7 protein-coding genes are annotated in these 12,325 nt (G+C 52.3%); 2 read left to right on the forward strand and 5 right to left on the reverse strand.

Annotated elements, in window-relative coordinates:
- Positions 1 to 319: 319 nt before the first annotated feature.
- On the forward strand, positions 320 to 1,132 hold the full coding sequence (locus CRO74_RS13390; protein ID WP_097127098.1) for a class I SAM-dependent methyltransferase: 813 nt from the start codon (positions 320 to 322) through the stop codon (positions 1,130 to 1,132).
- A 54-nt stretch (positions 1,133 to 1,186) separates the two neighbouring features.
- Here the strand turns inward: CRO74_RS13390 and CRO74_RS13395 are convergent, their stop codons facing one another.
- Entirely contained in the window at positions 1,187 to 3,622 is a 2,436-nt protein-coding gene (locus CRO74_RS13395; protein ID WP_097126556.1) for an ABC transporter permease, read from the reverse strand.
- Positions 3,623 to 3,681: 59 nt separating this feature from the next.
- On the opposite strand from CRO74_RS13395, the gene CRO74_RS13400 reads away from it, so the two are divergent.
- Entirely contained in the window at positions 3,682 to 4,125 is a 444-nt protein-coding gene (locus CRO74_RS13400; RefSeq protein ID WP_097126557.1) for a hypothetical protein, read from the forward strand.
- Positions 4,126 to 4,179: 54 nt separating this feature from the next.
- On the opposite strand, the gene CRO74_RS13405 is transcribed toward CRO74_RS13400, so the two are convergent.
- From CRO74_RS13405 to CRO74_RS13420, 4 genes are all read right to left on the reverse strand, one after another.
- Positions 4,180 to 6,606 (reverse strand): ABC transporter permease, encoded by a 2,427-nt coding sequence (locus tag CRO74_RS13405; protein WP_097126558.1) that lies wholly within the window; start codon positions 6,604 to 6,606, stop codon positions 4,180 to 4,182.
- A 108-nt stretch (positions 6,607 to 6,714) separates the two neighbouring features.
- Entirely contained in the window at positions 6,715 to 9,114 is a 2,400-nt protein-coding gene (locus CRO74_RS13410; protein WP_097126559.1) for an ABC transporter permease, read from the reverse strand.
- Positions 9,115 to 9,344: 230 nt separating this feature from the next.
- Positions 9,345 to 11,966 (reverse strand): ABC transporter permease, encoded by a 2,622-nt coding sequence (locus tag CRO74_RS13415; RefSeq protein ID WP_218840216.1) that lies wholly within the window; start codon positions 11,964 to 11,966, stop codon positions 9,345 to 9,347.
- Positions 11,963 to 12,301 (reverse strand): PadR family transcriptional regulator, encoded by a 339-nt coding sequence (locus CRO74_RS13420; RefSeq protein ID WP_097126560.1) that lies wholly within the window; start codon positions 12,299 to 12,301, stop codon positions 11,963 to 11,965. Before CRO74_RS13420 ends, CRO74_RS13415 begins: the two co-directional genes overlap by 4 nt.
- Positions 12,302 to 12,325 lie beyond the last annotated feature (24 nt).

Genomic DNA, 12,325 nt, shown 5'->3' on the forward strand with positions numbered 1-12,325 from the left:
GCCACATCGTAAAATGACCGATTTCAGTCAACGAGGCCGCATTCGTGAGTAACCTATGTCCGTAAATGGACAAGAACTGTCCGTTAATGAAAGCACATCGGCCGTCTGCCTGATGCTGCCAGCGGATAGGTTATATTTTATTGATTACTACCCGGTTACTAAAATTAAGTAATATCAGGATTGGAGCTATGGTACCTTTAGAAAACAGCCACTTGCTGCTAAACTACACCGCATCGTTGCCGAACCGTAGCCAGCGAACGCCATAAAGTCGCACTCATTCGGGTAATAGTTTACTTCACCAGTCAAAAAAAGAAAGATGATGAATCCAAATCAAGCCTTGTGGGAGAAAGGAGACTTCACTCAAATTGCCGCAACCATGCGCGAAAGCGGGGCTGCATTGGTGGCCCAGCTAGGTATTACCGAGGGTCTTACCGTACTTGACCTCGGTTGCGGTGATGGTACCACGGCCATACCCGAAGCAAAACTTGGGGCTACCGTGTTGGGCGTCGACATTGCCCGGAATCTGGTTGAAGCAGGCAATAGGCGAGCCAATGCAGAAAGGCTGACAAACTGTACGTTTCAGGAAGGTGACGCCTGCAATTTATCCGATCTGAACGATCATTCATTTGATCTGGTCGTGAGCATCTTTGGGGCCATGTTCGCGCCAAAGCCCTTTGATGTCGCAAAAGAAATGGTTCGGGTTACGCGTCCGGGTGGACGAGTTGTGATGGGAAACTGGATTCCGGGCGATCCCACGTTGGTTGCCCAGGTACTAAAGATCAGCTCGGCTTATACACCGCCACCGCCGGAGGGTTTCCTGAGCCCTATGCTGTGGGGCATGGAAAACCATGTTATCGACCGGTTTAAACAAGCCGGTATCGCCAAAGAAAATATCACGTTCCTCCGCGATACGTTTACGTTCAACGCGCCTTATTCACCCTCTGAGTTCTTCAACACCTTCAAAAATTATTACGGGCCTACCATGAACGCGTTTGATGCCGCCGAAAAAAACGGCAAGGCAGCAGAACTGGATCAGGCGTTAGATGCCTTGTTCAACAGCCAGAACAAAAGCCCCGACACCACCACGACATCCATACCAGCCACGTTTTTACGCGTAACGGTTCAATGTTAATGAGATAAATCCAACGTAGAGACAACGCATGCGTTGTCTCTACACCCCGTATCCCTATTCCGACCGTAACGATTTCACAGGGTTCATCAGGGCGGCTCGTATACTCTGGAAACTCACCGTGAGCAGGGCGACACTCAGCACCGAGAGGCCAACCAGACCGAAGAGCCAGCCGGTCAACTCCATGCGATAGACGAAGGTATCGAGCCAGTGGCGGGCCGCGTACCAGCCGATGGGCGTGGCGATCAGAAAGGCGATCAATACTAACTTCAGGAAGTTGAGAGACAGCAACCGGGCTACCTCCAGCGTGCTGGCACCCAGTACTTTGCGAATGCCGATTTCTTTGGTGCGCTGTTCGATCATGAGCGATACCAGACCAAACAAACCCAGTCCCGCAATCAGCACAGCCAGCAGGGCGGCATCGGTAACGAGTTCCTTCCAGCGGGCATCGTCGGCGTAGCTTTCCAGTCGGTCGTCTTCCATAAAGTGATAGCTGAAAGGCTGGTACGGAATCAGTTTTCGGAACGTACCCTCGACGGTTTGCAGCCCCGCCGATGTCTGGTTCGGGTCGAGTTTGACGTACAACTGGTTCATCTGCTCGGGTTTGCCCAGTTGCAGCAGAACGGGTTCGGGCTTGTCGCGGAGGGAGCGATACTGGTAATCCCGCACCACACCCACCACCGTCAGGTTGTGCCGGGCGTTATTTTCCTCGCGCTGTACCACTTGCCCAAGGGCGGGCCGGTCGGCTGAAAGAAACTGCTTAACGAAGGTTTCGTTGACCAGAATGTTGGAAATGCTGTCTGTCGGGTTGACGTGGCTCAGGCCCCGCCCGGCCAGAACCGGCACATTGACGAAGGATAGGTACTGGTCATCAATATACTCATTGGCCGATTTGACGGGTTTGTTCTGAATGTAAAACGTGCCGGAGCGATGCCCGCCGGATTTTCGGGCCACAGCCTCGACGCCGGGTTGACCCCGCAGGGCTTGCTTCACGAGTTCGCCCTGTTTTTCCCGTCCCCACGGAACGTAAATTCTCGCCCGGTTGGCGCGTTCGTACCCCACATCGGCGGTTTGAATATACTTGAATTGCCCATGCAACACCGCCGTTCCGATCAGCAGCACAATGGCGATCACGAACTGTAGAATTAGCAATGATTTGCCGACGTTGTTGCGCCCGGCCAGTTGTACCCGACCATATAGTACCTGCGTTGGGTTAAAACCCGACAGGACAAGTGCCGGATAGAAACCCGCCAGCAGCGTAACGAGAATGACCAGGCCACCAAACAGGCCGAGAGTTTGTGGATTAAGCAGAAACGCTAGTTGCAGAGCCTTGTTGGCGAGAGTCGAGAACTGGGGTAGCAGCGCGTAAACAAGGGCTATTGCCGGTGCGAACGCCAGCAACGTTAGCAGAAAAGTTTCACCCACAAACTGCCCAACGAGTTGAGCGCGGGTGCTGCCCGTTGCCTTCCGGATGCCGATCTCTTTCGTTCGGCGTAAGGACCGGGCCAGCGTCAGGTTGATGAAGTTGATACAGGCCAGCAGCAGGATCAGTCCGGCAATACCACTCAATACATAAGAATACACCGATGAGGAGCCTCGCATCAGTCCGTTACCCAACTCGTAGCGGTCGTTGAGGTGCATGTCGGTGAACGGCTGCAGGTGATAGGTCGAGCTAAAGGAGCCGTATTCGCTTTTGAGTTTAGCCAGTTGCTCACTGGCGCGACGGGTAAATACATCGGCCATTTTACGGTCAACCGTAGCCGGGTTGGCCGATACGCCGTTCCGGTCGGCGCGCAACAGCACGAATGTATTCAGGAAGCCATCCGACCAGTCGTTCTCGTTCCAGTCTTTGCGATCTGGTGGCAACGACGCCACGAACGGGCGCAGCACATCGAAGCGGATACTCGAATTCATGGGGGGCGCTTTCACCACGCCCGTGATGCGGTAGTTTTCGAAACTGCCACCCGCGTCGATGGTCATGAACCGATTCAGAACATCGGTCGTACCGAAATACTTGCGGGCGATCTCATCCGTAACCACCACATTGCCCGGTTCATTCAGCAACGTGCGGGCATCTGGTCCGGCACTCCGGCCCGCCAATAACTCAAAACTAAATAATTGAAGAAACGATGGGTCTACGTACAGGACCTGCTGATAGATACCCTCGTCTTTGTGGCGAAACAGCATTTCGTACCCCTGCATCCGGCAAAAATCGGCCACTTCGGGCAGGTCGGCTTTGAACGCTGGCCCTTGTGGCAGGCCCGTTGCACCGGTCGAGACTTCAGCCCCGGCCGGGTTTGTCGTGTTCAGCACCACCCGGTACAGTTGGTCGCCCTGCTGGTGAAAGCGGTCGAACGAAAACTCGTCCTGTACGAACAGCATAATGAACATGACGGCCGCCAGCCCCGCACTCAGACCAACGATATTGATCGTGCTGAGCGACCAGTTGCGAACCAGATTCCGCCAGGCAATTTTGAGGTAGTTAAGGAGCATGCGTGTCTATTCTTTTTGGTTATCTTTGATTAGTAATTGCATACAAAATCAGGCAGGCAATGAATTACTCTATTCCGGTTCACCAAAAGTCCCTTTTCAATGACGATGGCGTAAATGCCCCACTTTACCATCAGCAAATTATTTCTCGTCTCCATGTTGAATTAGGAATTCTTTACTATAAACAGCACAGTATTCCCTACGAGCCACTCCCCGAAACTATGCTTACCGAAGGTTACGGCAATCCAGTTCCTGATATTTTGCTCTACGACCACGAAGCTGAAAAAACACGGGTCATCATCGAGGTTTGTCAGACGAGCGGAGAGAAAAGCGACCTTAGAAAGGTTATTCGATTGATTGAAGACGAAGACTATGGGATTCTGGAAGGCTTTGTCTTCAATTACAAAACCCAAACATGGGTACGGTATGGCAAAGGCGATGGAAATGTGGCGACAAATTCATCATTTTCAGAGGTGTTAAATCTTGACTTAAGTCCTTTTATCTGATACTCGATGGCGCTAGGCCAGAGCCAACGTGGCCCGGCCTCGCGCCATCGAGAGTTATTCCGATCGCAAACTCTTCACCGGGTTCATCAGCGCAGCTTTGATGCTTTGAAAACTCACCGTTGCGAGGGCGATAAAGATGGCCGATAGTCCAACGCCGATGAAGACCCATGGGCTGATGTCGATGCGGTAGGAATAATTATTCAGCCAGGTTTGCATGCCAAACCACGCCAACGGCACGGCGATGCAGAGCGCAATCAGCACCAGTTTGACAAAGCCACGCGAGAGCATCAGGACGATGCCGGGAATGCTGGCCCCCATTACTTTTCGGATGCCGATCTCCTTGGTGCGCTGTTCGACCATGAGCAGGGCGATGGCAAACAAACCGATACACGACAGCAAAATAGCTACGCTCGACGCCAGACTCAATATCTGCGAAAGCTGCTCCTCGTTCTGATACCAGGCGTCCACATTCTCATCCAGAAACGAACCCATGAACTCCGATTGAGGAGCGACTTCGGTCCACACCTTTTGAAGTTTCTCCATGGCTCCACCCAGACTTTGCGGGGATACCCGGACAAAAACGTAGTGAACAGGTTCGGTAGCCGACAGGTACATGGTGATTGGATTGGCGTTGTCGGCGACGGAATACAAGCGGAAATCGGGTACGACGCCGATGATCTGGGATTTGGTGCCGGTCGTGTCGTCGTCATCGCCAAGTAACATACCAACCGGGTTGGCCACGCCCATCATTTTGGCCATACTCTGCGTAACGATAACCCGATTGACCGAATCGCTGGCGTAGGCCCGGTTAAAATCACGCCCGGCCAACAGCTTTATTTTGAGTGTTTTGAGGTAGTCATAGTCGATCATCAAAATGTCGGTGGAGATTTTTCGCCCCTTATTCGTGTACCCGACCGTCGATCGCGAACTAACGCGGTCTTTGCCTTTGCCGAGGTTCGTACTGGTGCCTGCCAGGGCGAGTACGGTTGGGTCATTGGCCAGTTTATTCCGCAGCCGCTGCAACACCTGCCGACCATCGACCTGCGTACCCACCGGAATACTGATCACCTGCTCTTTGTCGAAACCAAGCGGGCTCTGGCGCAGATGCCCCACCTGCTGGAAAGCAATGACGGTACAGCAAACCAGCAAACAGGACAATGTAAACTGGGTAACGATAAGCGCATTGCGCAACACCCCCGGCCGTTTGGTCGTCACTTTGCCTTTTAGCACATCGACTGTATTGAACTTCGCCATTTGCCAGGCCGGATAGCCGCCCGCCACCAGCGTAACCAGCGCGATAACGAATCCGCACATGGCTATAAATCCGGGCTGGAGCGCATAGGCCAGTTGGAGTTTAGCGCCAAACTGGGCGTTGAAGGCGGGCATAAGCAGGTAAGCCAGCACGGCTCCGAACAGGAAACCCACGACGCAAATCAAGCCCGATTCGCTCCATATCTGGACGAACAAACTGCTTTTGAACGCCCCCAGCGACTTCCGAACGCCAATTTCCCGCGCCCGGGTGAACGACCGGGCAATGCTCAGGTTGATGAAATTGATACAGGCAATAGCCAGAATAAAAAAGGCCATGCCCATCAGCACGTAGATCACCGCTACGGGCGTGCCTTTGCTGTCGCTTAAGTCCCGGTTGAAATGGATGTTGGCGAGCTTTTGTAATCGTATGGCAAACAGATCACCGCGTGCATCGGGTTGGGCCTTTTTCTTTTTGAGTTCCTCGATAGTGCCTTGGTAATACTTTTGCGCAAAGGGTTTCAGCCGATCTTCAAACGCGGCCTGATCGACCTGTGCCGGTAATTTGACGAATACACTATGCGAATTAGCGTCCCATTTGTCTTTGCTGTCCTGATAATTCGGGGCGTTTTCAATACGCGCCAGGGCATCGAATCTAACGGATGAATTATCGGGTACATCGGCCACAATGCCCGTCACGACATAGTCTTTCTGACGGCCGTCATTTCCCATTCGCAGGCGCTTTCCCACAGCGTTTGTCGTGCCAAACAGGTCTTTCGCCATGTTCTCGCTAATTACGATGCTACTCAACTCGCGCAGGACCGTTGCCCGATTGCCGGCAAGGAGTGGAAAGGAGAAGATGTTCAGGAACGATGGGTCCGTGAAGTTGATCAGCTTGTCGAAATACTTGCCGTTGGCTTCGACCAGACTTTTCCGTCCGGTCATAATGCGGGTGGCTTCCAGTTCGGGGAAATCGGCGTGGAGGGCGGGGGCAAGGGGCAAAGGCATGTTTCCGCTTTTCGTCGGCTTTTCGGGGTCGTTGCTAAAGAGGTACGACTGGAAAATCCGGTCGCCATCCTGATGGAAGGAGTCAAACGTGAGATGCAGGTAGGCCGTCAGCAACAGAAAGGTGCAGATGCAGAAAGCCACACCCAGACCAACGACGTTGATAGCCGCATACCCCCGGTTTCTCCAGAGATTACGAAAAGCGATTTTGAGGTAGTTGGTTAGCATATGTTTGTCTTTTGTAGAGACGCGACCCTTCGCGTCTCAGCACCCGGATGGTTTTGTTGGCGCTAAAATTGCTGACGCACAGGAGACGCGAAGGGTCGCGTCTCTACATTATTCTGATCGCAATGACCTTACCGGATTCATCAGGGCAGCTTTTACACTCTGGAAACTCACGGTTAGCAAGGCAATGCCGATGGCCAGCAAACCGGCCAGCGCGAAGACCCACCAGGCCATGTCGACCTTGTAGGCGAAATCCTGTAGCCATCTGTCCATAGCATACCAGGCCAGCGGTGAGGCAATGACAATGGCGATAATCACCAGCTTTAGAAAGTCTTTGGAGAGTAGCGCAACAATACTCGTGACCGATGCCCCAAGTACTTTCCGGACGCCAATTTCTTTCGTGCGCTGCTCAGCCGTGAACGTCGCCAGCCCGAACAGACCCAGACAGGCGATAAAAATGGCCATGCTCGAAAAAGCCAGAAACAAGTTGCCTTTTCGCTCGTCGGCGCGGTACTGGTCGGCGAACGTCTGGTCCAGAAACGTGTAGTCAAAAGGCTGATTCGGGTTTATTGTTTTGTAAGTAGTCTCGACGGAAGCCAGTGCGGCCGCTACGTTCTGCGGCTTTACGCGAATTAGCAGTTTGTCGCCCCGATCTTCGTGTAGCACCAGAACTAAAGGCTCAATTTTATTCCGCAGAGAACGTAAATGAAAATCGCGGATGACGCCCGCAATGGGTATCCGCTTTTCGTTAAACTCCACCAAACCGGCCGTCCGATTTTTCCAGCCAAGCCGGTCAAGCATGGCTTCATTAACGAGCACTGCCCCTATCGAATCGCTCGCCAGATCGGGCGAGAAGTTGCGCCCCTCTTTTAGGCGGATCTGTAGGACGGCCAGAAAATCATGATCCACGGAGAAATACTCGGTACTGACGGACTGTTCTTTGCCGCTTGCCGTGTAAAAACTAAAGGTGGTTTTGTCATTCATGTCGCCACCAACCGACCCATTCGTCAGGCTAACCCGTTCAATGGCGGGGTTTTGTTGCAATTTCTCTTTCAGAACACCGACCGACCGCTGAACATCAGGAGATTTGAGCGATAGCGCAATAACCTGTTCCTGATTAAAGCCTAGCTGTGTATGCCGCATATACTGCAACTGCCGATAGACGACGAGTGTACCCACGATCATGATGATCGATATCGTGAACTGCAAAACAACCAGCGACTTTCGCAGTAAAAGCCCGCTACTGCTCGTAGAAAAGGCTCCTTTCAGCACCGTTACCGGATTGAATCGAGCTAGGAAAAAGGCGGGGTAAAGGCCACTAATCAGGCCGATCAGCAAACCGAAACCAAGGAGCAAACCAATAACTTGCGGCTGCCACAGGTCAATAGACAACGATTTGGCGGCCAGCGAATTGAAGAACGGCAGGATTGCCTGCATCAGTAGCAGACTAACGAGGAGAGCCAGCATCGTCAGCAGGGTCGATTCGGCGAGAAACTGTCCAATCAACTGCCAGCGTAATGAACCAACTGCTTTCCGAATGCCGATTTCCCGGGCTCGCCCCGCCGACCGGGCCGTTGCCAGATTTACGTAATTGACAATAGCGATCAGCAGAATAAACAGACCAATAACTGAGAACGTATACACGTAGGCGATGTTTCCGCCGTTTCCTGCGCCCACCCCCATTAAGTGCGACGAGTGCAAATGCATGGCTGACAGGGGTTGAAACGTCATCAGGAATGTAACCCCTTTACCCGTGTCATCACCGATGGCCCGGGCAATGTACTTTTTGTAGAAAGCGGGCATCTTGCCTTCTAACTGGCGGGCATTGCTGTTGGGATGAAGCTGGACGTAAGTAGCTGATCCAAAATTATCCCACTTATCGATGTTGATCCTGTTGAGCCGCGTATTGCTGTAGGGTAGAATAGCCTCGAAGCTCAGGTGATGATTGGCCGGTACGTCGTCGAGCACACCAGCCACCGTTAGGAATTGTTCGTCTTTTACGCGGACCGGTTTACCAAGCAGCCCTGTGGTTCGACCAAAAAGAGCCATTGCCAGTTTACGGGTTAGCACGACACTATTGGGTGTCAATGTCGTGGTATGTGGACTACCCTCGATGAATGAATAGTCAAAAAAGGAGAATAGGGTTGAATCGGCATAGATGACGCTATTGGCATACAGGGCTTTGTTGCCTGTACGCAAGAGTAATCCATTATCCGTTTTGACCCGTAGTACGTTCCTGATCTCGGGGTATTCCTGCCGAAGCGTCGGCCCCATTGGCGCTGAACCAATGGCCATATTCATGTCATTGCCTTCCCATTTGACATTCACATTTAACCGGTAAATGTTGGCCGCGTTGGCGTGGTATTGGTCGAACGTTAGCTCGTCATAGACATAAAGCCCCAGCAGTAAAGCACAGGTCATGCCACTAGCCAGCCCCAATAGGGTAAGGGCGCTGTAGGTCTTGTTGCGAATAATATTTCGCCAGGCGATTTTAATGTAACTGGTTAGCATATTTGCCTTTGTTGAGTTTTGGAAGCCTGCGAAAATTGGTTGCCGTTCTATACATCGGAGCTACATAAGCCTGTTTCTTCTATCGCAATGTGTCAAATGCTTTGCCAAACTATGAAAATAGCCCATCCGGTCTGGAATGGGCTATTTTTGAGAAAAGACGAATTTGCTTTGTCCAGAATCGGACAGGGTTTGTACGTTCGTGGACAGGGTTATCCGTCGTATTTTCTCCCTTACTCCGACCGCAAACTTTTCACAGGGTCCGTCAACGCGGCTCTTACACTCTGGAAACTGACCGTAAGCAACGTAAGCAATAACGTACCTGCACCCGTCAGGGCAAAGACCCACCACGCAATGGTGGTGCGATAGGTGTAATGCTGTAGCCAGTTGTTCAAAAGGTACCAGGCAATGGGCGTAGCAATGCCAATCGAAATCAGGACCAGCACGATAAAATCTCTGGAAAGCAGTCCCCATAGGTTCATCACCGAGGCTCCCAGCACTTTGCGGACACCGATCTCTTTGGTACGCTGCTCGGCTATAAAGGAAGCCAAACCGAAAATGCCAAGGCAGGAAATAAAGATAGCGAAGGCCGCAAAGATCATGGCCAGATTGCCGATACGGGTTTCTTTGCCAAATTTTTTGCCGTATTCATCATCCACAAACGTATACTCGAACGGAGCCGCCGGGTTGTATTGCTTGAACACCTCCGCCACTTTCTCAAGGGCCTGACTGGTTGCTACTTGTGGCGCTAGCTTAAGGGTGATGATGTTCACATTCCTGTAGTCTATTACGAAAAACGAAGGCTGTATCGCTTCAAACGGGTTGCCGTTGATAATGTCTTTCACGATGCCAATAACCCGGTATTCGCGGCCGCTTTGCTTGATCAACGTGCCGAGTGGCCGGGTCAGACCCATTAACTTCAGGGCCGATTCGTTCAGTATCATCGCCGATGAATCGGTGGTATACGCCCTTGAGAAATCGCGCCCGGCTGTCAGTTGCCAGTCTATGGTTTTGCCAAAATCGTGCGTAACCAGATTGGAAATAATCAAGGGGTGCATGTCGGGCGTTTTGCCCGGCCATGAAATATCGGTTGTGCCGCCGTAGTCCGCCGTTAACGACTTATCCGATTCCGACATGTTGGCAACGGCGCCCGTGTTTAGTAAATCGGTTCGCAACGGATTGTATCGGCCAACTAATTCGGGGGTATTTATCCTGACCTCAATGAGTCTGTTGCGGCTGTACCCAACCGGCCGATCTTTGGCAAACTCAATCTGGCGCAACACGATAATGGTGCCGATGATGAGTGTAATGGACACGGCAAACTGAAAAACGACCAGCACTTTACGGGGAATAGCCGCCAAACGCCCCATTCTGATGGTTCCTTTCAGGACTTTTATGGGCTGGAAAGACGACAGGTACAACGCCGGATAACTGGCCGCAATCAGCCCGGTGAGCAGCGTAAATCCCAGGCCGATCAACCAGAATATCGGGCTGAACCATAAAATCTGTACGTGTTTATCCGCAATGGTGTTAAACAGCGGCAGCGACAGCTGAACCAGCACCAGGGCCAGTACAAACGCTAGTCCCGTCACCAAAAGCGACTCGGCAAAAAACTGGCTGATGAGCTGTCCCCGTAGCGAACCAACGGCCTTGCGGATACCCACTTCTTTGGCGCGTTTCTCGCTTCGGGCCGTGCTCAGATTCATAAAGTTGATGCAGGCCAGCAGCAAGACGAACACCCCAATAATCCCAAACAGCCACACAAACTGAATGAGTCCACCCGTATTGACCCCGTTTTTGAAATCGGAGTACAAATGCCACTTCGCCATTGGGTGCAGAAAAAATTCGGGCTTGTAGGGCGGTGGATTTTCCCGTTTCATCCGAATATCCTTGATTCTGGCCGAAGCCTGATCGGCCGAAACCCCGTTCTTGAGTTGTACATAAATCGGGAACCCATTACTGTCCCATTGATCTTGCTGGCCTTTCGCATTCTCGTTAATCGCCATCAACAGACGCCAGGGAGCCAGAAAAAGCGTGGCTTTAAAGCTGCTGTTCTGCGGGAAATCTTCGTAGATTCCCGTTACCCGAACGTTTACCTTGTTGTCGAGTTTGATGAGCTTGTTGAGTGGATCAGCCGTACCGAATAAGGTTTTAGCGGTAGATGCCGATAGTAAAATGCTGTTGACATCCGTTAAGCCCCTGTAAGTACCGACCAGCATCTTCACCGACATCATCGGTAAGAAATCAGACTCCACATAGTTGCCCGTTTTAGTGAATCGGTTTTCGCCCGAAGCCAGCACCGCCGTACGATCGAATGAGGCCAGACTGACCAGGTCGAAATCGGGGTATTTGCTGCGAAGTTCCTGGGCTAGCGGGATGGGTAACGAATTGTATGATGTCTTCTCGACATCGAACGTCACAAACTGCCAAAGCTGGGCAATGCGGTCGTAGTGTTTGGTTTGTCGGTCAAAAGACAGTTCGTCGTAAACCCACAGGCCAATCATGATCGTTACGGCCATGCCCGTTGCCAGTCCGCTAATGTTGATGAAGGAATAAATTTTGTTCTTGGTGAGGTTTCGCCAGGCGATTTTGAGATAGTTGCGGATCATAGCGGGATGCAGGGGAGAATAGTGTTCGTATTGTTGTTTCGCTTGTTTTCGTCGTCGCACAAAAGGTGGTAGTACCGATACCACGTTGAGCACATACCGGAGCGTGGCCTGGGTCTTGCCCGCGCGGGTATGCCAGTGCGCATAGAGTTCGTCCAGATCGCCGGCCACTTCTTCGAGGGTATTCTCGGGGTGCAGTTGCCGGAGCAACCAGTGCACCCAGCGCGGTGGGGTAGGGTTGGATTTCATACCCCGCCGAGTTGGAGTGAGTGGGGTGGAACCAGCTGCCACAACTCCTGCCGAAGCTGCTGAATCTCCTGCAACGCCCGGCTACCCAAGGCCGTAACCCGGAACAGCCGCTTGCGCCGACCACCCCGTTCGGCGGTGGCTCCGCCCAGTTCAGAGTTCACAAAGCCTTTCTCTTCCAGCCTGATGAGGGTGTTGTGGACGGTCCCGAAAGTAACCACCCGGCCCGTGTGCTCTTCCAATGCCTGACTGACCGTAACGCCGTAGCCTTCGCCATCCAGAATGGCTACCATCAGCAGTACCACTTCTTCAAACTCGCCTAAATAGGTTCGACGCATTGCCTCATCTGATTAGTTTATATT

The sequence above is a fragment of the Spirosoma fluviale genome, assembly GCF_900230225.1.
GTDB classification, from domain to species: domain Bacteria; phylum Bacteroidota; class Bacteroidia; order Cytophagales; family Spirosomataceae; genus Spirosoma; species Spirosoma fluviale.